The organism is Halostagnicola larsenii XH-48 (assembly GCF_000517625.1).
In the GTDB taxonomy this organism is placed as follows: domain Archaea; phylum Halobacteriota; class Halobacteria; order Halobacteriales; family Natrialbaceae; genus Halostagnicola; species Halostagnicola larsenii.
In genome coordinates, this window is record NZ_CP007056.1 from 47,542 (window position 1) to 69,675 (window position 22,134).

18 protein-coding genes are annotated in these 22,134 nt (G+C 59.2%); 8 read left to right on the forward strand and 10 right to left on the reverse strand.

Going from position 1 to position 22,134, the window contains the following annotated elements; translation table 11 throughout:
• Positions 1 to 7: 7 nt before the first annotated feature.
• Positions 8 to 2,482, reverse strand: coding sequence for a xanthine dehydrogenase family protein molybdopterin-binding subunit (locus HALLA_RS14265; RefSeq protein WP_049954178.1), 2,475 nt, complete (start codon positions 2,480 to 2,482; stop codon positions 8 to 10).
• 3 nt (positions 2,483 to 2,485) lie between these two features.
• Entirely contained in the window at positions 2,486 to 2,992 is a 507-nt protein-coding gene (locus HALLA_RS14270; RefSeq protein ID WP_049954179.1) for a (2Fe-2S)-binding protein, read from the reverse strand.
• Positions 2,993 to 3,133: 141 nt separating this feature from the next.
• On the opposite strand from HALLA_RS14270, the gene HALLA_RS14275 reads away from it, so the two are divergent.
• Positions 3,134 to 4,564: a dihydroorotase gene (locus HALLA_RS14275; RefSeq protein ID WP_049954180.1), complete on the forward strand. Its 1,431-nt coding sequence runs from the start codon at positions 3,134 to 3,136 to the stop codon at positions 4,562 to 4,564.
• A 2-nt stretch (positions 4,565 to 4,566) separates the two neighbouring features.
• Complete coding sequence (locus HALLA_RS14280; protein WP_049954181.1) at positions 4,567 to 5,175, forward strand: nucleotidyltransferase family protein; 609 nt, start codon at positions 4,567 to 4,569, stop codon at positions 5,173 to 5,175.
• On the opposite strand, the gene HALLA_RS14285 is transcribed toward HALLA_RS14280, so the two are convergent.
• The gene (locus tag HALLA_RS14285; RefSeq protein WP_049954182.1) at positions 5,145 to 6,290 is read right to left on the reverse strand and encodes an XdhC family protein; all 1,146 of its coding nucleotides are present in this window, start codon (positions 6,288 to 6,290) and stop codon (positions 5,145 to 5,147) included. The two genes, HALLA_RS14280 and HALLA_RS14285, sit on opposite strands and share 31 nt — an antisense overlap.
• A gap of 270 nt (positions 6,291 to 6,560) precedes the next feature.
• Between HALLA_RS14285 and HALLA_RS14290 the strand changes: the two genes are divergently transcribed.
• Positions 6,561 to 7,325, forward strand: coding sequence for an IclR family transcriptional regulator (locus tag HALLA_RS14290; RefSeq protein ID WP_049954183.1), 765 nt, complete (start codon positions 6,561 to 6,563; stop codon positions 7,323 to 7,325).
• Positions 7,326 to 8,111: 786 nt separating this feature from the next.
• Here the strand turns inward: HALLA_RS14290 and HALLA_RS14295 are convergent.
• The 4 genes from HALLA_RS14295 to HALLA_RS14310 form a co-directional block, all read right to left on the reverse strand.
• Positions 8,112 to 8,780 (reverse strand): hypothetical protein, encoded by a 669-nt coding sequence (locus HALLA_RS14295; RefSeq protein ID WP_049954185.1) that lies wholly within the window; start codon positions 8,778 to 8,780, stop codon positions 8,112 to 8,114.
• Positions 8,781 to 8,842: 62 nt separating this feature from the next.
• Positions 8,843 to 9,406, reverse strand: a complete 564-nt coding sequence (locus HALLA_RS14300) for a hypothetical protein (protein WP_157231399.1) — start codon at positions 9,404 to 9,406, stop codon at positions 8,843 to 8,845.
• 191 nt (positions 9,407 to 9,597) lie between these two features.
• The gene (locus HALLA_RS14305) at positions 9,598 to 10,164 is read right to left on the reverse strand and encodes a response regulator (RefSeq protein ID WP_049954187.1); all 567 of its coding nucleotides are present in this window, start codon (positions 10,162 to 10,164) and stop codon (positions 9,598 to 9,600) included.
• A 116-nt stretch (positions 10,165 to 10,280) separates the two neighbouring features.
• Positions 10,281 to 11,408 carry a DUF7504 family protein gene (locus HALLA_RS14310; protein WP_084569046.1) on the reverse strand — a complete coding sequence of 376 codons (1,128 nt, stop codon included), beginning with the start codon at positions 11,406 to 11,408 and terminating at the stop codon, positions 10,281 to 10,283.
• Between the two features lie 307 nt (positions 11,409 to 11,715).
• On the opposite strand from HALLA_RS14310, the gene HALLA_RS14315 reads away from it, so the two are divergent.
• The 3 genes from HALLA_RS14315 (at position 11,716) to HALLA_RS14325 (ending at position 15,104) form a co-directional block, all read left to right on the forward strand.
• On the forward strand, positions 11,716 to 12,804 hold the full coding sequence (locus tag HALLA_RS14315) for a DUF5305 domain-containing protein (RefSeq protein WP_049954189.1): 1,089 nt from the start codon (positions 11,716 to 11,718) through the stop codon (positions 12,802 to 12,804).
• A gap of 102 nt (positions 12,805 to 12,906) precedes the next feature.
• Positions 12,907 to 14,541 carry a signal peptidase I gene (locus HALLA_RS14320; protein WP_049954191.1) on the forward strand — a complete coding sequence of 545 codons (1,635 nt, stop codon included), beginning with the start codon at positions 12,907 to 12,909 and terminating at the stop codon, positions 14,539 to 14,541.
• Positions 14,538 to 15,104: a winged helix-turn-helix domain-containing protein gene (locus HALLA_RS14325; RefSeq protein ID WP_049954192.1), complete on the forward strand. Its 567-nt coding sequence runs from the start codon at positions 14,538 to 14,540 to the stop codon at positions 15,102 to 15,104. Before HALLA_RS14320 ends, HALLA_RS14325 begins: the two co-directional genes overlap by 4 nt.
• A 506-nt stretch (positions 15,105 to 15,610) precedes the next feature.
• Here HALLA_RS14325 and HALLA_RS14330 read toward each other — a convergent pair.
• Entirely contained in the window at positions 15,611 to 16,027 is a 417-nt protein-coding gene (locus HALLA_RS14330) for a TRAM domain-containing protein (protein ID WP_049954193.1), read from the reverse strand.
• A 144-nt stretch (positions 16,028 to 16,171) separates the two neighbouring features.
• Positions 16,172 to 16,417: a PRC-barrel domain-containing protein gene (locus tag HALLA_RS14335; protein WP_049954194.1), complete on the reverse strand. Its 246-nt coding sequence runs from the start codon at positions 16,415 to 16,417 to the stop codon at positions 16,172 to 16,174.
• Between the two features lie 603 nt (positions 16,418 to 17,020).
• On the opposite strand from HALLA_RS14335, the gene trkA reads away from it, so the two are divergent.
• On the forward strand, positions 17,021 to 18,355 hold the full coding sequence (trkA, locus tag HALLA_RS14340; protein WP_049954560.1) for a Trk system potassium transporter TrkA: 1,335 nt from the start codon (positions 17,021 to 17,023) through the stop codon (positions 18,353 to 18,355).
• A complete protein-coding gene (locus HALLA_RS14345; RefSeq protein WP_049954196.1) occupies positions 18,355 to 19,893 on the forward strand; it encodes a TrkH family potassium uptake protein in 1,539 nt (512 codons plus the stop codon). Before trkA ends, HALLA_RS14345 begins: the two co-directional genes overlap by 1 nt.
• A 78-nt stretch (positions 19,894 to 19,971) precedes the next feature.
• Here HALLA_RS14345 and HALLA_RS14350 read toward each other — a convergent pair whose 3' ends face one another.
• Positions 19,972 to 21,252, reverse strand: a complete 1,281-nt coding sequence (locus tag HALLA_RS14350; protein ID WP_157231400.1) for a sodium:calcium antiporter — start codon at positions 21,250 to 21,252, stop codon at positions 19,972 to 19,974.
• Positions 21,253 to 22,134: the final 882 nt, after the last annotated feature.

Here is a 22,134-nt window from a genome sequence, read left to right on the forward strand (position 1 = left end):
CGGCCGATTACTCGAGGTCTCGAACGCTCCGACGAATGTGATCCGGCGCGACCGGGATCTGATCCGCCGGTTCGTCGATACCGAGGGGCTCGAGCGCCGCGTTGATCGACGTGGCGATGCTCGCGGGCGCGTCGATCATCCCGCCCTCGCCGACGCCTTTCGCGCCGGTTTCGGTGTACGGCGACGGTGTCTCGGTGTGTTCCATCTGGATCTCCGGGACGTTCTCGATCGACGGGAGCAGGTAATCGAACAGCGTAATCGCCTGGGGCTGGCCGTCGTCCTCGTAGCCGAACTCCTCGAGGAGCGACGCGCCGATTCCCTGGGCGATGCCGCCGTGGGCCTGGCCCTCGACGATCATCGGGTTCAACATCGTTCCGCAGTCACGCACCGTGTGGAACGTGAGGATGTCGACCTCGCCGGTTTCGATGTCGACCTCGACGATGGGCGCGTTCGCCCCGAAGGCGGCGGTCGGGTAGACCGGGAACTTCCGGGAGAAGGCCTCGTCGAACTCCTCGAACTCGGTCGCGGGGTGTTCGTAGTTGTAGCTGACCTGGGTGAGCCGTCGTTCGTCGGTGTCGACCGCCGCGAGATCTGCGAGCGAGAGCGAATCGCCCGTATCGATCCGTTCGACCGAGCCGTCGCGGTAACTCACGTCGGCTTCGGAGATGCCCCAGTGATCGGCCGCGACGGCGGTCGCGGTTTGGACGAACCGCTCTGCGAGCCCGACGGTCGCGCCGGAGAGCATCACGGCCATCCGTGATGCCGCGCTTCCGTACTCCGTCGGCGCGTCGATGCTGTCGAGATAATCGACTTCGATGTCGCTGGGCAGGATCTCGAGTTCGTCGGCGAGCAGTTGGGAAACCAGCGTCTGGTGGCCCTGGCCGGACGAGTCAGTCGCCAGGTACGCCGTTACGGTGCCGTCGTCCTCGAGGGTCGCCCGGAGGTGCTCTGGGAGTTCCTCGACGTCGTCACGGTCCCGGTCCTCGAGCGCCTCGCGGTCACTTCGCTGGCGGTCGGTCCAGTCGGAGCCGCTGACGCCCGGTTCGATGATGACGCTCGGCTGCACGCCGCGGTACTTGCCCTCCGCGCGTTTTGCTTCTACGACCTCGGGGTCGAGGAGGCCGCCGTCGCGTTCGTCCTCGATGATCTCCTCGATCCGGTCGAGGGTCGCGGGATAGTCCCCGGAGTCGTAGATGTTCTTCGAGGGAAGGGTGTAGGGCATCTGCTCGGGCTGGATCAGGTTGTGCCGACGGAACGCCGTCGGATCCATGTCGATCGCTCGGGCGGCCTTGTCAATTACCATCTCGAGCGCGTAGATGTGCGGATCGACGCCGAAGCCGCGGTAGGCCGTCTGGGAGGTTTTGTTCGTCAGCACCAGGTCGTACTCGTAGGTCACGTCGTCGATATCGTAGGAGTTGGTGACCACCGACAGCGGTTTGAGTACCTGGTTGACCGGATACCGCGGGTACGCGCCGAAGTCGTCGACGAACCAGACCTCGAGCCCGCGAATGGTGCCGTCGTCGTCGACGGCCATGCGCATCTCGTAGTCTCGATCCGAACAGTGCATGTCTCCGCCCTGGAGGTTCTCGATGCGATCCTCCTCGAATTTTACGGGCCGCTCGAGCTGGTGGCTCGCCATCGCGGTCAGACAGCAGTAGCGGTGGATGCCGATTTTGGTTCCGTAGCTGCCGCCGACGTCGGCCGGGACGTTCACTCGAACGTCGTCTGATTCGTACCCGAGCGTCTCGTAGATCATGTTGTCGACGAGGGTGTGCAACTGGATGTTGCAGTCGATGTCGAACGAATCGCCCTCGTCGTCGTAGCTCGAGACAACGCCCGCGGTCTCGAGTGGAACGCCGGAGATGCGACCCCACGAGTACTCGCCTTCGACGACGTTGTCTGCGTCCTCGAACGCGCCCGCCGGATCGCCGAACTCGATGCGTTCGTGATCGACGACGTTCGTTCCGACATCCTCGTGGACGACCACGTCGTTCTCTCGAGCGGCCATCCCGTCCGCGACGGCGTCGACGGAGTTGTACTCGACGGTAACGAGATCCGCGACGTCTTCTGCGGCGTACCGGTTCGAGGCGACGACGGCGACGACGGGCTCGCCGACGAAGCGAGCCTTCTCGTCGGCCAGCGACCATTCGAACAGGTCGGCGACGCCGTCTTCGGTTTCGACGCTATCGATGCCGGTCGGCATCGGGTTGTATTCGGCCTTAAGGTCCTCTGCGGTCAAGACCAGTTCGCAGTCGGGGTGGGCTTCGGCTTCGTCCGTGTCGATAGATTCGATCTCCGCGTGTGCGTGCATGCTGCGCACGAGCGCCATGTGCAGACAGTTCTCCGGCGTGATATCGTGGATGTACTGGGCGTTTCCGGTCAGAATCCGGTGATCTTCGACTCGGGGCAGCCCCTGTCCCGTAAACGATTCCGACTCCGTTTCGGGATCGGCCCCGACATCCGTTGGGTGTGAACTGGACATGCGTTAGTCCTCCATCTTTTCGGCGGCACGTTCGACCGCCTCGTAGATGTTCTGGTAGCCGGTGCATCTGCAGATGTTGTCGGCTAACCCGGTCTCGATCTCCTCTCTCGTCGGATCCGGGTTCTCTTCTAACAGTTCCTTCGTCGCCATGACGAAGCCGCTCGTACAGAACCCACACTGGAGCGCGTGCGTTTCGTGGAACGCCTCCTGAATCGGGTGAAGCGAGCCGTCGTCGTCGAGGCCCTCGACTGTCTCGATTTCTGCACCGTCGGCCTGGACGGCGTAGGATAGACAACTTTTGACGCTAGTTCCGTCTTGCTGGACCGTACACGCGCCACAGACGCCGTGTTCGCAGCCGACCCGGACGCCGTTGCGATCGCACTCATAGCGCAGGAAATCCGAAAGCTTGAGCCGCGGTTCGACCTGTCTGGTTATCGTTTCGCCGTCGACCGTGACCGTAACCTCTTGAGAAGCGGGGCCATCGGTTCCATCTGTGCTATCGATGCTCATGTGATAGTTACACTAACCCGTGACCGAGGCATAAGCGTTGTGTTGCCAACGGACGATTTTCACCCCCACGAACGCTCGTCACACCGTCGATTGTACCGACTGATCGGGTACACTCAAGTAGGATGAGCTACGTGTATTCGTATGGTCGACACAACCGGAGACCTTCGAGTGACGAATGCGCGAGTTGTCACGCCGAACGGCACGATCAGCGGCGGCGTTGTAGCGAAAGACGGCATCATCGTCGGCGTCGGCGACGAATCGAACCTCCCAGACGCGGATCGAGAGATCGATGCCGAAGGGAATTACCTCATTCCCGGCTTCATCGATCCCCACGTTCACTGGGGCCTCTCGAGGTACGAATTCGACTACCACGAGGGTCTCGAGCACGACTTCGAGACTGAGACGCGCGGGGCGATTCACGGCGGTGTGACGACCGTCGTCAACTTCCTGCTCCAGAAAGAGCCTTACGTGCCGGATATGGACTTCTTCAAGCGCGCCGGCGAGGAGAACTCCTACATCGACTTCGGCTATCACGCGATCGTCCACCAGGACCATCACGTCGACGAGATCGAGGCGCTCGCCGATTCCGGGGTCCGGTCGTACAAGGTGTTCTTCAACTGGTACAAACACGCCTCGCCCGAACTCGGCATCGATCACTCCGACGCCGGTCGAACCTACCGCGTGCTCGACAAGGTATCGGATATCCCCGGCGGCGTCGTGATGTTCCACGCCGAGAACGAGGACCTGGCGATCGAACGGCGCAAGGAACTCCAGGAAGAGGGTCGCAACGACCTCGAGGCGTGGTCCGAAGCCTCGCCGAACGTCGCCGAGGCGATGCAGATCGATCAGATCGGCCGCCTGACGGAGTACACCGACTCGCGCGCCTACATCGTCCACATGAGTACCGGCGAAGGCGTCGACGTCGTCGAACGCTTCCAGGACAAGGGCGTCAACCTGCACGCGGAAACGCTGCCCGCCTTCCTCAGTCACACGTACGAACAGGACGACCTCGGTATCTGGGGCAAAATCTCTCCACCGCTGCGCGGCGAGGAGAGCAAAAAGCGGCTCTGGGAGGGAATCCGAACCGGCGTCGTCGACTACGTCGGGACCGACCACTGTCCGCACAAGATCGAGTTCAAGGAAAAGGACACGGGCAAGCACGGCGACATCTGGGACGCGATTCCCGGCGACAACAACGGCATCGAGTACTTCCTCCCGGTCATGATGAGCGAGGGCGTCAACAAGAACCGTCTCAGCATGGAACGGCTCGTCGAGGTCTGCTCGACGAATAACGCCAAACGCTGGGGACTGTACCCCCGAAAAGGAGCGATCGCGGAGGGCTCCGACGCCGACATGGTCATCGTCGACTTGGAGAAGAGCGCGGTCGTCGATGACGACTTCTACCACACGATGGAGCCGCGATACTCGACGTTCCACGGCGACGAACTCACTGGGCTCCCGACACACACCATCGTCGACGGCGAGGTCGTCGTCGAGGACGGCGAGTTGCTCGCCGAACCGGGCGGACGCGAGTACCTGCCACGCGGTCCGGAAGGCGTCGCGCTCGAGTAAGCATGACCGGACTCGTCGGCGTCGTGCTCGCGGCCGGCCTCGGAACCCGATTCGAGGACGGGAACAAGCTACTCGCGAGAGTCGAGGGTGAACCGATCGTCGGTCGCGCCGCTCGGTCGATAGCCGACGCCTCCCTCGACCGAACGATCGCTACCCTCGGTCACGACGGGCCAGCCGTTCGGCGTGCGGTCGATCCTCACGTCGACGAAACGATTCAGGTCGACGAGTACGAACGCGGACAGAGCCGTTCGGTTCGAGCGGGTGCGCGGTACGCTCGAGAGACCACTGCCGATGCTGCGCTCTTTCTTCCCGGAGACATGCCGTGTGTCGAGTCGAAAACCGTTCGCCGACTCGTCGACGCGTATCGATCTGCGGGCGACGGCGCGGTCGTTCCGACCTACGATGACAGGCGCGGGAATCCGGTGCTGTTCGATGCCGCACACTTCGACGAACTGGCGTCTCTTGCGGGGGATACCGGCGGCCGCGAGCTGTTCGAGAAGATCGACGTTCGTCGGGTGCCGACAAACGATCCTGGTATCCACGTCGATATCGACACGAGGACCGATCTCTGGAGCGTCCGTCAGTCCGGCTGTGATACCGGCCGGTCGTGAATCGGGCCGCCCCGATTACGGAGCCGCCCGCCGCTTTTTCCGTTGCTCACCGCGACGACTTCCGAAACGATACTCAGCGCGATTTCGACGGGTTCGCCGCCGCCGAGGTGGAGTCCGACAGGAGCGGCGATTCGCTCGAAGTCGGTCTCCGAGAACCGTACCCCTTCGGCTTCGAGGTCGTCACGAAGCCGACGAAACCGTTCTCGAGGCCCCATTAGTCCGATAAACGGCACCGACGTCTCGAGCAGGCTCTCGAGTGCGAGCCGATCGTCGAGGAAATTGTGCGACATCACGACGACGTACGTTCGGTGGTCGACCAGTTCACCGAGGTCGGTCGGGCGGGTTGCGACGACCCGGTCTGCCCGCGGGAACGACGATTCGTCAGCTTGTCCGCCCCTCGCCGTCGCGACCGTAACGTGCAATCCAACGTCTCGAGCCAGTCTCGTGACCGGGCGCACGTCGGGCTGACCGCCGAACAGTACCAGCCGCGTCGCGGGCGTGATCCCGTCGATAAACAGCTCGAGGTCGCCGTCGTCGGTCGCCGCGGTTCGTCTACACCAGTTGCCCTCGCTCGCACGTTTTCGTGCGGTTTCGTCGATCTGCGCTATAACTTCCGGGGGAAGCGACCGCTCGCCGTCCGCCTCAGTGACGGCTCCGTCGGGCGTGAAGACGGTTCTCGAACCCGTCGGAACCGCATCCGTCCCGTCGATTGCGGTGACGAGCGCTCGCGATTCGCCGCGGTGGTAGGCCTCGACCGGCTCAGCCCAGCGCTCGTCGACCGGTTCGACGAGTACGTCCACGACGCCCTCGCAGCCGAGTCCGAGCCCCCACCCGTCATCGTCGTCAGTGAGGTCGAAGGTAACGAACTCCGGTGTCCCCGCCGCGATGACGTCTCGCGCAACGTCCTGGAGGGGTCCTTCGAGGCAGCCGGCCGTGATCCCGCCGTAGGTCGACCCGTCTTCTCCGAGTATCATCTTCGCGCCGGGTCGCCGGTAGGCAGAGCCGTCCACACCCACGACGGTCGCGACGGCCTGCTCGACCGGTCCCCCGAGGGTTTCCTCGAGCAGTTCGAAGAGTTCGAGGGTAGTTACGCCCCACGGGTCTGTTTCGCTCATACGGGAGTGAAAGAGAGCAAGCTGTATATGTGTTATCCTATCTCATTCTCCGTTTCGTATCGTGGGACGGTGCCCGAATTGGCCGGATAGACGCTTGTTCAGGACGAATCTGCTGGCGACTCGAGTATTGTCCGTTCGTCGTGATAGTGGGCGAGTTTTGGCCATCCCTGCAAACCACACCGCTTGAGAGTCGCGTATTCCTTACTCAGTCGATCCGACGCGTTCTACGATGCTGAACATTTAATATCGTCCAGCACGTACCGATTTCCCATGACAGACACCCGCCAAAACGGCATTCAAGCCATCGAGCGTACGTTCACCATCGTGGAAGCCCTGAACGAACTCGACGGCGCGGGCGTCTCTGAGCTCGCGCGATACGTCGACCTCCCCAAGAGCACCGTTCACAACCACCTGAACACCCTCGAGTCTGCTGAGTACATCGTCAGACGAGGCGACGAGTATCGAACCGGCTTGAAGTTCCTCCAGACCGGCGAAATCGCTCGAAACCAGCACAAACTGTATCAGGTGGCGCGCTCCGAAGTCGACAAGCTCGCCGAAAAGACCGGCGACATCTCCGGACTAATGACCGAAGAGCATGGTCGTGGCGTCTTTATCTATCGGGGCCGCGGGTCAGAGGCGGCGCGAATCGACACGCACATCGGGGATCGAACACCGCTTCACACGACCGCCCTCGGAAAAGTCATCATGGCGTTTCTCCCTGACGAGCGCGTCGAGGAAATCCTCGATCAACACGGGTTAGTGGAACTCACCCACAACACGATCACCGACCGCGACCAACTGCTCGAGGAACTCGAGGTGGCTCGAGAGCGCAAGATCGCGTTCGACGACGAAGAGCGGTTGAACGGTCTTCGGAGCGTCGCAGCGCCGATCCTCGATGGAACGAATACGGTAATCGGCGCCATTAGCGTCGCTGGTCCAACCCACCGGATGCAGGGGGATCGGTTTCGAACGGAACTGCCGGATCAGGCCCTCGGCGTCGCGAATATCATCGAACTCAATATTCAACACTCCTGATCGTTCTGTATCGTGGGACAGAGCTGGTCGACCGTCAACACATCCCTCGTTTTCGTCGCCACAAATTTACACACATATGATTGTAATTAAATCTGCGACGCCTCACCATCCAATCGCTGAGCGAGTTCATAACGTAGCCAGTGTACGCGAGGGCTCCTCTTTGGCTAGACTATTGAAAGTATCTTCTCATACACTCTCATCCCTTCATAACCGTTTTTCAACCTAACCAATCACTAATTATCTCATCCAAACAGACTACGAAGTATATCGGGAGTCGCTGTTCACACGCGTGTTCCCGGTGGATACCGTTCGTGTCCGTCCGTTCGACGATCCGTAATGATTCGCTTCCATCTCGGCGTGGCAGTCTCTTGTCCGGGCTTTTCTGAATACATCTATCCCTCCCGTTTTCTCCTGTCGATGAGGCGAATCGAATCGTTCTGAACGCGCTCTCCTCTCCCGTTTTCAACTCGCTTGGTCACGAGTGATCTCTGGATCCAGTGATTCGCTATCAATAGGGCCACACAAGCTTGTTCCCGCCGATACTTCGATACCGTGGTACGCGGTGCTGCGTTCTACAACCCTCTTCCAGTGTTTATCCTCGAGTAAGTACTTTTAACTTCTATTCAGTCCATAGGGCCCGTCGTTCGTCTATACCGTGACACAATTTCAGGACCTGGGATACGATCACAGGATCTGAGCACCCTCTCAGGTGCCCACACGAACTGGATCGAACCATCTGGACGGGCCGCTGCGGATTGGGCATCACACGCGCTGATTTCGTCCCCGTTACTCGCCCGTCGGTTCCCGTATCGTGAGTCCGACCGCTTCGATCTGCTCGTAGCGTTCGGTCTCGCCGGCGCGTAGTTCGATCGCGACACAAACAGTCTCACCCGCTGCGACGACGACGCCGTCTTCCTCGAGTAGTTCGCCGTGTTGTTCCCGTTCGGGGAGCGTATAGGGAAACGCCACTGCGTCGGTCGCTTGCACCACGGCACTCTCCTCGAGGGGCGTTCCGTCGTACAGTCTCAGGCTGAGTTCGACGGATTGGCCGATCCCGGAGTCGGCGTCGACTCCGCTGTGGTTCGCGATGAGGAACGCGGCCGCGGACGGATCGACGGTTCCTCCGTCGAACCTGCCGACGCGGGTCAGCGAATCCGCGTTAACCGATTCGAATTCGATTCCCCGGAGCAATCCGTTATCGTCAGCCTGGACGACGCTCGAGCGAGTGACACCGATGCCGTCTCCGAGATCCTCCCGAAACCGACGCTTCATCGCGTCGGGGTTTGCGATCGTCCTCACGCTGACCTCGCCGCCGCTTTCGCCGTCGATCCGATTCGCCTGCACCCAGTTCCCCCGCTCGGCGTCGGCTTGGGTCTCGAACGCACCGCTCACGATAAAACTCCCGCTGGCAAACACGACCGAGCCGATTCCGAGGAGCACGTTTCGTCGTCGCATTAGCGAGTGGATTCTGGAATGGTGTAATCTGTCATTCTCTGGGTGACTGGGCGAGTACTCCGTTAGTTGCCGTCGGTTTCCGCGTGAACCGTGATCGTGTAGGGGCTGTCATCGCCGGTGTAGGTCTCGTCGCTCTCCGATCGCGTATCGATCTCGAGACCAACGACGAGATCTGCGTCTTCCGGGTTCTCGCTGACGTCACCGAGTTCGACTTCCTGTGAGTTGTCCGCTCCCGTGATGCTCTCGCCTTCGCTGTTTATGAACGTCACTCCGTCGACGCCGTCGGTCTCGAACCAGACGTCGACGTCTTCAGTTCCGTTGTTTCCGACGGCGAAGAGATCAGTGAACGTCGTTAGCGCTTCGTCGTTGACTCCGGCACTGTTCTCGTCGTCCGAACCGTCCGCGCCGATACTGATCTCGAGGATCTCGTTATCGTCGCCGCGCAGTTCGACGTACTCTTCGTCGATTTGTACCATCTGGAGGAGGGCGCTCGCGTCGTCGTCGAGTTCGACGTCGAAATCACGATCCGCCTGTACCGTATCGAACGCGCCCGTTCCGCCGATCAGTCCAACCCCGCCTGCGAACGTACCAAGGGCAAGTAGCGTGTTTCGTCGAGTAATTCTCATATAGTAGTTAGTTGCGGTGAAGGTCACTTTATACTAGAGTATCGTTTTTCGTCACCGGTGGTCCCTGAACACCGGAAGGTCTCCCCTGTAGTGCGTTCTGGCACCGCCTGTAACTCCGCACCAGCGCCGCTACCGTCCGTATCCCGAACGCCATCTAGAAATTGAATGGTGATCGACGCTCGCCACTCGTTTCAGGAATCGAATTCGTCGTCCAGTTCGGAGAAGTCGATATCGTCGGCGATGGTCTCTATTTTCTGATCAGCCTGGCGCTTTGCCTGTGCGTACTGCTCGAGAAGTTGGCTGTATTCGTCGCTCGATTCGAGTTCGGAATCGGATTTCGAGGCCTCAAGCGCCGCTTTTTTCGATGCGAGCTGGAAGTACTGCTGGATTGCGTCTTCGTAGGAAGGAAGCGAAATGAGGGTACCGACGAGCGATAGCAGCGCGTCCTGGTCGACTGGTTTGACGAGATAATCGTCGAACCCCATCTCAACGATGTCGAAATCCGGCTGGACGGCGGTCACCATCGCGACGGGAAACTCGAAGCCGCGTTCGCGAATCACATCGAGCACCTCGTCTCCGGACAGGCCGGGCATCCGTCTGTCGAGCAGTGCCATATCGATTTCCCCGTCGAGGTGCTCGAGCGCTTGTTCCCCGTCGTTTTCGACCCGCACGTTGTACTCCGGCTCTAACCAGGTCGCGAACAGATCACCCAACATCTGCTCGTCTTCGACGATGAGAACTGTGGGGGTTGACTCCATATTGGTTGGTCCTTGTCGACCGAGCGTATAAATAGTACTGGCGATAGGTTCCGTCCGGGCTCACGGACACCAACCGGTCGCCGTTAAGGCGATCGCTGTCGACTGCTTGTGGGCGGTTATCGTGTCTCGCTTACGACATCAACACGATCTGAGCTCACCTCGAGTATATTGTCGAATATCGGCTTCAACGAGTTTACGTCCTGCTGAGATTCGGCGGTGTGGTCGAGGTGAAAGTACGACGTGACTCCAGCCGAGCGTAACTTCGCGAGGAGAATGTGCAGGAACTGAAACACCTGTTTGACCGTCTTGTACTGTAACAATACGCTCACCGTATCGAAACAGAGAATCGACTTCGCGGGCTGGGATTTCCACCCCGAAACGATACCGGTCGTGACGATGCCAAGGCGAGTGAGGTCCGTCGGACTGTCGATTCGGATGATTTCGACGTCGCTCTCGAGACGGCTGGGTGTCGGCTGCGTGTAGCCGATCGAGATGATCGTCGTCCGGTTGGCCCGCGCTACGATCTCCGAGAGGGCGCTCTCGCCGATTCGCTTGTACCTGATGAGTACGACGTTTGGCGCTTCGCCGCGCGCCGTGGCGAGAATGTCCTGACAGGACGCACGTTCTCGTTTGGTTGCTGTATCCGCTTGAATCAGCGTGCTGGTTACGTCCGGGGGATCGTACCTGATCGGTTTCGGTTCGCTTCCGATAGCGACAGGCTCCCCGAGCGATTCGTGATTCGCCCGCCCGGAAAGATTTCGCTCTCCTTTCTCGACACCGCCGTGACCGGTCTCCGTTCTATCTAGATCGATGATATCGATGCTCATCGGCTTCGAGACGTCGCCGTTTGCCGTCTGCGTCGTGGTGTCTTCGGTCAACTGGCGGATTCGACGGAGAAGCACGTCCTCCGTTTCCATCGCCAGCGACTTCGACAGGTAATCGTCGGCCCCCTTTTCGATCGCTTCGTTGATCGTTCGGTCCTGTTCGTCCGCCGTAAAGAGGATAAACGGAATCTCGGGATCACGCGTTCGGACTTCCGTTAGAAACTCGAGATTTCGGGCGTCGGTCATCGACAGATCACTTAGCACACAGTCGAACTCGCCCGTCGAAATCGCGGTAACTCCCTCCGAAACGCTTGCTGCGGTCGTAACTGCGAGTTCGCTGTGATCTGCGAGGAAATCGGCCCACGTCCGTAACGATTCCGGCGTATCGTTCACGTAGAGCACTCGAGTTTGATTGGACATTGCAGCTTCTCACCCACGCTTGGAGTCGAATCGTCTTTAACTTACATATCTTCGATCACCGCAGCGCGTCCGTCCGTCCCGAGATCGAAATTCTAGGCGTTGACGATACCCCATCCATAGCCGGCGCCGTGCGGACCGGATAACCTGTCGGTTCCGTACAAACTGCTCACGGACGTGTATTGGGCGGGAAATATAAATAAGCCGAACGATAATTTACGTCCAAGCTCACGAACGCGTTCGAGTTGGGTGTTTTCGTGAGAGGGTCGCAATGAACAGGGGGGATTGGTCGATACGAGTTCGCGCATTGTTGAGTGACTGGTTTCTCCCCGTCCTCCTGTGCGTGCTCGTTGTTGCGGCCCTTGGCGGAGTCTGGGCATATCAAGTAAACGCCGTTCCGGAGTTCGAACAGGAGGATCGAGTCATCGAACAGTGGCGGGAGTCGACGACGTACAACCACAGCGCAGTCGTCACCGACGACACCGGTGTCTGGTCGTCCGGCGAGCGATTGACCGACCGGCCGATGTACTATACGGCCGTTTCGCCAGAACTGGATGGGTCGTATTCCTACGAGTACTCGGCGGCGAACGGATCACTCGAGGTGACGACTGAGACAGTTCTGCTCGTGCGGGGTGTCGGCGAAAACGGTGACGACATCTACTGGGAAACGTCCGAACCGCTTCAGGAGCGTACGACGGATTCGCTTGCCCCCGGAGAGGCGCATTCGACCGCGTTCACGGTCGATATCGAGGCGGTTCGACAGGAGATAGCCGATCTCGAAGAGGAGCTGCGAGCGAGCGAGGGTACCGTCGACGTGCGAGTCGTTTCGACCAGCGAAATCGCCGGTGAGATCGAAGGCGAGCAGGTCGAGACGACCTACGACAGCGAGATGCCGATCGATATCGGATCGTCGACGTTCAGCGTTGGCGACCTTGAGACAGTCGACGAACCCGAACGGTCGACCGAACTGATCCAGACGCCCGTTCAGCCGTCGCCGCTCGAGTCGATCGGCTCGATCCTCGTGTTCGCCGTTGCGCTCGCGGCGGCTATCGCGCTTCTGGCGGGACGCAACACAAACTACATCGAAATAACCGACGACGAGAAGCAACGACTGCGATTCGAACGCGAACGCGAGCGATTCGACGAGTGGATCACGACCGGCACGTTCCCCTCGGAACGCGAGTACGAATCGACCATCCTCGTCGACGACCTCACCGGACTGATCGACGTTGCAATCGACACGAACAAACGGGTGATCGAGGACCAACAGCTCGGGGTGAGCACGGTGCTCGACGAGGAGTACAGCTACATATACGTTCATCCGGGCTCCCCGGCCAGAGACTGGTTGCTGAACTTCGCCGACGAAACGATCGACGAATTCGAGAGCAATGATTTCTGAGAAAGTGCGCTCTGCGGTCGACGCGAGTTCCCGGTCAATGGGCGCAGATTACCGTCTGACCCCTCTCGGTCGTTGGCCAGTTCGAGTCGCGCCGAGGGAACGATGAGTTCGCTCGGACGGTGGCTCCAGTTCGCTCTGGTCGTCCTCGTCGTCCTCGTCGGTCTGTTCTCGTTGCTCGGGCAACCGATGCTCGTCTTCGTCGAAACGGGAAGTATGGAGCCGACGCTCGAGCCGGGTGACGGATACGTCGCCGTTCCGGAGATGTTCGCCGGCGAAATCGAACAAGGGGACGTAATCTTGTTCGAAGCCAAGGAACTCGGTGACGACGGCGAGTTGACGACTCACCGCGTGGACGCTGTGACGGACGAGGGGTATATCACGAAAGGCGATGCGAACCCGTTTACGGATCAAGAAGACGAGGAACCGCTGGTTCAAGACGAGCAGATTCGGTCAGTTGGCCTCGAGGTCGGCGGGGACCTGGTCGTCGTTCCCGGACTGGGCGCCGTCGTCGAAACGATTACCGGCGTTTTCGATACGATACAGGATCGGCTCTTCTCGTCGGTCGGACTCGAACCGCCGGGATCGGGAGCGTTCTCGTTGGGTGTCTTGGGTCTGAGCGTAACCGCGTACCTCGCGCTTTCGGCGCGGGACACGTTCGGGCGAGAGACGACTACCGGTCGATCGCGGCGCGAAGGCGCCAGGTCTGGCGCGGTCGTCATCGTCGTGCTCCTGTTGGTCGTGCTGGTACCGCTCAATCTCACGATGTTGCTCCCCTCCGGCGTCTATCAGTACGAAATCGTGAGCTCAAACGCCCCCGGCGACGGGGAACAGACGATCGAAGCGGGGAGTTCCGCGGCGGTTCCGTACCCGCTTACCAACGGTGGGCAGATCCCAATGGTGGTGATTCTCGAGCCTGCGAGCGAGGGAGTCACCATCGAAAAACACCAGTATCACCTCTCGAGATCGTCGACCGAAAGCGCCTCGGTCACGATGCAGGCACCCGAGGAGACCGGAACACACTACCGGTTCGTCGAAGAGACGAGGTACGCGATGGTGCTCCCGCCGACGGTGATCGGCGCGTTACATTCCGTCCACCCCGTCGTCGCGCTGTTCGCGATCAACGTTCCCGTCGTCGCCGTTCTCACACTCCTCGGAATCGGTCTCCTCGGAACGGGCCGAATGCGACTCAGGTCTCGTTCGCGGGGGCTATCGATGGGAGCGCACCTCCGGCGGAGCCTTCCGTTCGTTTCACCGCGTGACAGCCGATTCGTTCGGCCACCACCGTGGGAACCGGAACTGCCGAATTCGCGTCAACGCCCCGCCGATACGACCGAGGCTGACGCGGAGTCTGGGATGAACGTGGAGTCTGGAACGAGCGTTGACGCTGGGAGAAGCGCTGACGATGGCGGGGCTGTTGGCTTCGGTACTGCGGGGCGTCGGCGTGTACACGCGCTCGAGCCGATGCCGATCCGCCGCTACGGGTGGATCGAGGATGTCACTCGAACGCCTCCCGACGACCTCGGACTCGACGAACCCGAATGGACGCCGTCGCTCCTCCAGCGGGCGCTCGAGGCGGCCTCCGACGAGCGATACACGCGAATCGAATGCAGAAGGGTGATCGAATCGACGGACTCGCCAGTAGAACGAAGAGCCCGGACCGAGACGGATTCGACCAGCAGTAAGCCGTCCCGGTCGGGCGCGACTGCCGGGCGGGAGACAGACGAGACAGAGCCATGATCCGAGAGAACCACGACGAGACGATCCAACCGAAAAGGCACGAAGAGCAAAACGACCTGTTCGATGCGCTCGGGAGCCACCGCAGCAGGTATGCGCTGTACGCGTGTCTCGAGACAGAAGGTCCCCGAGCGTTGTCAGTCATCGCGGACCAGGTCGCCGCCTGGGAGTACGACAAGCCGATCACCGAGGTGACGCCCGCCGAACACAAGCGCGTATACACGTCCCTCCAGCAACACCACCTCTCGAAACTCGAGGGAGCCGGCCTGATCGATGTCGACGACAAGTCGATCGACTGCACGGAGAAAGCGCGGAACCTCGATCTGTACATCGAACTGGTGCCCGAATCGGACCTCCCCTGGAGTCTCTACTATCTCGGATTGAGCGCTATCTCGGGATTCCTTCTCGGACTACAGATCGCTGGGTTCCTTCCCGATGCGGTTTCGTTTCCGCTTCTCACTGCGGGGATACTGCTCGTGTTTTCGTGTTCGTCGCTCGTCCACTACCGCCGGGCGAACCGGATCACGTTCGGGCCGGCGGACAGACCACTCGAGATCGACGACTAATTCGTTCGGGGCGTGTTCGACCGGCTTCGACCGTCGTAAACGCGTGGAACCATCCTTACTGTACCATCACGTTATCTCTGACACGTGTTGGTTTCTTCTTAGTGTCAGCGATATCACGTCCATATCTCTCTAACGGATATCGGAAGCTAATCTGCTACCACCAAGGGAAGATGGATGGCCAATAGACGAAGCAGTCTTGTATATGTTGCGGTATATCCTCGTCCCTGATGATCTGCTTAATATCTCCAGTATCTACACCAAACGGGGTTTTCACGACGAATCATATGTGAATATCCATGTGGTAGTCTATTAATCGATGATATCGGCGAAATAGTTCATACATAGGTAACCAATTCCGTTAATATATTGTACCATTCCACTTTCGCTCTGTGAATGTCCTGTTATAGGAAATTACAGTCCTTACACTATCGACAGAGTATTTCGGACCACAATCAATACCGCTCGTTCGATGCTGAATACGGTCAGAGCAGTACCGCAAGATGTTGTTATTCGTAGTAATCTTTTCGCTCGATAACCTCCGCGAAGGCGACGGTCTCCGTGACGTCCTCGATCTCGATCGTCACGCGTTCACCCTTCTCTGCGTCTGGCACGATGACGACGTAGCCGCGCTCGATTCGTGCGATTCCGTCCCCTTGCTCTCCAATATCTTCGATATCGACTGTACGGCTTTCACCTTCCTCGACGGGCGGTTCCGGACCGCCTCGATTCCGTTTTTGTGACGATTTCGGTTCCGACGGTGATTCGCCACCCGATTCGGTCGAGAGTAGCGCGACACGGTAGACCTCACCGTTTTGGACGTCGCCGACCTCGAGTTCGTTTTTCGGAACTTCGATGCAATATGAATCCTGCTGCTCAGTTACTTCTGCGCTGAAGACGCACAATAACTCATCTGGTATTTCCATGAATATCCTCCCGTATCAACGAAACGTGCAGACAACCCCTTCAGTGCTCCGGTGAGGCTCCGTTGGAACCGGCCCGCTGCCTCTCGTGGATCGGGAGCAGTTCGTCCGCTTGAGCCCCGAGAGGAACCTGCTCGATCGTCGGCGTCAGCGCTGAATCACGATCTGGTCGTTAAGTCTCGAGATGTGATCCATCGGGATGAGGAGCCGTCCGTCGTCGTCGGTTTCGAAATCGACCGATTGCAGGGGGAGGTCCTCGTTCGGATTGATAACCAGATTCCGTAGATCCGCTGATTCGATCCCCATCGTGACGTTGTAGAGGGTTCCAAAGTCGGTTCCGTCCGTTCCAATGATAGATTTATCTATGAGGTTTCTGGCAAGTATTTCGTCCATATGCATTCATTTTCCACGGTTCTTCTTAAATGTAATGCCTTCCAGAACTGTCATAGCTGCAACTATCAGCCGTTCTCTGGCCGAATTCGAGGCGGTCGTGGCGTCAACTAATCGGAAACTCGAGAACGTACTTTCGACCGGAGGAAGTCATCGATTCCACCGGCGAGAATCTCGCGTAGTCAGGGGGCTCACTCGAGTACGCGGCAGTCGTCTATTTCAGGTCGTTTATCTCGATTACGGGTACCTCTAAAAACTGACTGTCATCTGGTGTGTCTTAACGCCCGTCGTCCAAAAACGGAATTTATTCCGACTGCACATTCGAATGTTGATGCTCGCGGGCGAAATATTTTCGATTCGATAATCGTCTCGGAAGGCTTTTAATAGTGAGCGATATGATTGCCGGTATGGAATCCGTTCGATCGACATCACGAACTGGGATGATCCGTCCCACAGGGCCGATCGTTTTCGGTCGACCGATCGGGCGGCGACGAACTGTCGCGACAGACTATGATAGCTTTAGGAGCGAGATACGCGATGTACGCAACCGATGAATATGACGCCACCCGTTGACCGCACGCTCGTCACCGCTCGGGGGTGGACTCGATGCGCGTTATAATCGTTGGCGCTGGTGACGTTGGCAGGTCGATCGCCGGTAACCTAGAGTCCAGTCACGACGTGGTTGTGATCGACCAAGACGAACGCGTCGTCGAAGACTTAACCTATTCTCACGACGTGCTCGCGATTCAGGGAGACGGAACGACGCTCGAGACGCTTCAGGAGGCAGATATCAAAAAGGCTGATCTGGTGATCGCCTGCACCGACAGCGACGAATCGAATATCGTTATCTGTGGCTCCGCGAAGACCGCGACTGACGGCTTCACCATCGCTCGAGTCAGACGGAGAACATTACTCGAGACCTGGGAGGGTTCACAGGGCGGATTCGACGTCGATTTTATGGTTTGTACGGATCTCTTGACCGCCCAGACGATCTTTCGTATTTCGGGACTCCCTGCCGCCCAGGACGTCGACGCGTTCATCGGCGGTCTGGTGCAGATGGCGGAGTTCAAAGTCGACGCCGACAGCCCGATCGCCCAACAGACGATTCACGAGGCCGACCGGTACGACTCGTTGACGTTCGCGGCGGTGTTCCGCGGGGACGAAATGATTGTCGCGACCGGCGATACGGTGATCGAACCGGGAGATTACGTCGTCGTCATCGGAAGCGACGAGTCGGTGCGACGGTTTGCAGCAGACCTCACCTCACGAAAGCGGACGAACGGCGACGAAATCGTGATCGTCGGGGCCAGCGAAGTCGGCTTCCAGACGGCTCGAGAGTTGGAAAACCACGGCTACCACCCGCGACTCATCGAACGAGACCCAGATCGCGCGCGAGCGGCCGCGGAAGCGCTTCCGGGGACGACAGTCCTCGAGAGCGACGCAACCGATATCGAATTCTTAGAGCGCGAGCACGTCGACGAGGCGAATATCGTTATCGCGGCCCTCGGAAACGACGAGAAGAACTTACTCGTGTCGTTGCTGGCTCGCAGACTCGGCGTCGATCGAACCGTCGCCGTGATCGAGAACCTCGAGTACGGCGAGTTGTTCGAGACCGTCGGCGTCGACGTGGCGGTCAATCCGCGCGAAGAGACCGCAGAAGAAATCGTCCGATTCACTCGAACCACACGCACCGAGAAGGTCGCGATGTTAGAGCACGACCGTGCGGAGGTGATCGAAATCGAGGCCAAACTGGATAGCGAACTCACGGGACAGACGATCCAGGATTCGATGGCCGACCTTCCGGACGGCATCGTCATCGGTGCGATCTCTCGAGGCGGCGATATCGTGACTCCCCGCGGTACGACGGTTATCGAACCGGGGGATCACCTCGTCTTATTCGTCGATTCGAACGTCCTCGATGCGGTAATCGAGGCGGTCTAATGCGCCACTATCTCCGCGTCGACTGGCGCGCCGGTTTAAGTCTCGTCGGCACACTGCTTGCGTTGCTCTCGCTCGCGTTCGTGGTTCCGATCGTCGTCGCGTTGGTCTACGGCGGGAACGATCTGGGAGTCTTCGTCGTTTCGATGATACTGACCGTAGGATTCGGTCTCGCGCTCCGACGGTTAGATCCCGAACCGGAACCGGGGGCCCGCGAAGCGTTCTTCGTCGTCGCGTTCACCTGGCTATTCGCCGCGGTGTTCGGCGCTATTCCGTACGTGCTCGCGGGGAACGGGACGGTCGCATATCCCGTCAACGCGCTGTTCGAAAGCATGAGCGGGTTCACGACGACGGGTGCGACGGTGATGGGTGACATTTCGTTCGACACGCATTCTCGGGCGATCATGATGTGGCGACAGGTCACCCAGTGGCTCGGCGGAATGGGGATCATCGTCCTCGCCGTCGCCATCCTCTCGCAGATGGCGGTCGGCGGAGCGCAGTTGATGGAAGCGGAAGCCCCCGGACCGGGGATTTCGAAACTCTCCCCGCACATCGCCGAGACCGCTCGCGTGCTGTGGATCGCGTACATCGGCTTTACCGCGCTCCTGATAGCGTTGTTGTACGCGCTCTCGTTTACCGTCTACGCGCCGAATATGGACCTGTACTACGCCATCGCACACGGCTTTTCGACGCTTCCGACCGGTGGATTCTCTCCCGAGGCTCGGAGCATCGAATTTTTCTCGCCCGTCGTCCAGTGGCTCATCGTTCCGTTCATGTTCATCGCTGGCGTCAACTTCGTGCTCTGGTGGCACGTAATCTCGGGCGACCCGTGGGAACTCCTGGGCGACAACGAGTTCCGGTTCTACCTCGGAGCCGTCTCGCTGTTTTCGCTCGTTGGGACGGTGATCCTCTTTTTCGACGCGTCCTTGCAAACGGCGGCAACCGGCCAGATTGGCGGCAATCTCGAGCGCTCGCTCCGGTACTCGGTCTTCCAGATCACTTCGCTGACAAATTCGACCGGGTTCGCGAACATGGATTTCGACGCGTGGGGACACTCGGCGAAAGCGCTCTTGCTGTTCGTGATGTTCATCGGCGGGTCGACCGGTTCCACCGGCGGCGGGATCAAGATCCTCCGGTGGTTGGTGATCCTGAAATCGCTCCGCCGTGAGGTGTTTACGACTATCCATCCCGAGGCAGTTCGACCGGTTCGAATGAACGGCAAACCACTCGATGAGGAGGCGATCAGAGGGATTTACGCGTTCACGCTCCTGTTTTTGGCCCTGTTTTTCGTCGGATTCTTGTTGCTCTCTGCGGACGCATCAAGGTTGGCGGGGTTCAATCCGCACACGCTCGATCTGCTGACAGCGTCCATCGCAACGCTCGGAAATATCGGTCCTGGATTCGGTGTCGTCGGTCCGATGGGGAGCTACAACGGGTTCCCGATGACCTCGAAACTCCTCATGGTCGTGTATATGTGGATCGGCCGACTCGAGATCTTTCCGGTGCTCGTCTTGCTCACGGCCGCGTACTGGCGGTCGTAAGCGTTTTACCGAGAGCACTTCGGACCTTCTTCGACGTAGTAACTGACTCGACAGTCGCGCAGATCAGTCGTGGCTGTCTCATCGTTTCGATCTCGGCGTTGCCGCCGTTCGAATTCGGGTGCGAGCAAACGCTAGCAGTTGTCGGAAGGCGTCGCGGCGACGAATCAGCAACGTCGTCCCCAGGACGAGATAGAGTCCCGTGAACGCGAGTAACCACTCGTAGTGGTGGAACTCGGGGTAGAGCTGTACGAGAAAGAGCGTGAGTAAGGCGAGTGCTTCGCGAGCACTGAGACGGAGATCGACGAGAAGCGCGAGCGCGAAGTAACTCTGTGCCGCGGTCAGCCAAATCTCGCCGCTCTGGCGCTGTCCCATCGGAAGTGCTCCGTAGTACCCAAGCGACACGCTGTAGACGAGGACGAGCGTCCCGATAAGCAGAGTCCACTGATTGAGCTTCGAGGAGATGAGGGCGTTGAACGAGGCGCTCGAGCGGGCTTTTATCACGAGCATGATGACGATGACGAACTCGGGGGTTTCGCTGGCCAGCGGTGCGACCCACTGGATCATCAAGAACGGCGGGATGCCGTACTGCAATCCGATTTCCTCGAGACCATGGGCGAACGGTTCGACCGCGAGGAAGATCACTCCGCCCGCGACGACGAACAGACCGATTACGGTCGCGACTCGTCTCGATTTCCGAAACGACTGGAAGTACGCCGGAACGCCGGTGTGTCCTCGCTCGATAGCCGGCGTTCTTATCGCGAAGACGATATACAGCCCGTAGAGGCCGACGAGAATCGCCATATCGTGAGCCGCGATCGAGTTGGTCAGGGGGATGAAAAACGCGTACAGCGTGGCGGCGAACAGAAACACGATCTCGAGGGAGAGTTCCCGATCGAGCCGAACCCGGTTTGCGAGGAATCCCTCGACCCGTTCGACGTTTAGATCGCGGCTCTTTTTGGCTCGGTAGACGGTGAACAGGGCGGTTCCCGACCACCCGATTCCGATGAGGATTCGGTTGGCACCGGTCATGTTCGCAACCGCGAGATCTGCGGCTTGTATGGAGGCGACGCTGCCCGGTGCGACCCCGGCTTCCCACGCGTAGAGCGCGTCGACGGCGTACTCCGGCGCGACGGCCAGCACTGCTAGCACGGCGATGGCGAACGATCTCGAGACGTCTTTCTCGGCGGTCTCGGCGCCCCAGGCGAGGAGAAATGCCGCGCCGAGGATCGACAGTCCCGACAATCCTACAGTCGCGATCAGGCCGGGAGTTAGACCGGTCGCGCTCACGACCGCCCACGGAAGGACGAGACACAGGGCGATTGCGACGGGAGTCAACGGATTCGAGATCAGCGTTCGCACGGGGAACACAAACAGGTTCGCGTGATGTAGTTGTGGTCCCTGCTATGCGAAATCTACAGATAGGTGAACCACGTACGCCGGGGCATTCGAGAGTTCAGTGGTCTTCCGTGAGTGATCCTGACCAGTCACAATTCATACGAGACTGCTGACGCCATCCTCTACTGTTGAGGACGTCTCGATTCGATTGCCGCGAGGCGGCTCGCGAATCGTGTTTCCTTCCGAACTGCGATGCCTTCCGATTCAAAAGTAATAACTCGACCATGGGTGCTTTGACCCAGAAACTGCTGTAAGAGAACCACTGGTCGATTGGACGTCTATGGATTTTGATGTCCCTCGTTTCAGTATCGACAATCATTCTCTTCTTCAGTAACTAGCATATATCCGCGTAATATCCTTCGAATTAGTGTGTTTCTGTCTCATTCTATCTTTATTTGGAAGTCACTGCCAAAATATCCAACTGTTGCCATAACTCTTCCAGTTCTGTGCGGTTTCGGTCTCCGAATCACACGCCGATCTCGAACGTATCCGCAGCGGACTATCAATCTCGGGTAAGATACCGATTTATCGGCCTCGTACGTCTCATTGACCGCTGTTAATCCTCACGTCGAGCAGTCTGTCGCTCCTCGTAGTCTGACTGAGCGATCACTGTCCGGCGTCCGTGGATTGCCTGCTCATCCATTGAGCAAACACTTTTAACTTCCATGGAGAACTTACGCTGAACTGCGGCTTCCGGCCGGAGAACGCTAAGGGGGTTAGGTTAGTTGGAGAATCTCAATTCTGACGATGACGAGACACCGCTGCCATCTTCAAGCGTTTGCCCGGGCTGTTCGCGACGCATCTTGTTCTCCCGCTCCAGCCATGGACGCGAGACAGCCTCTTCCA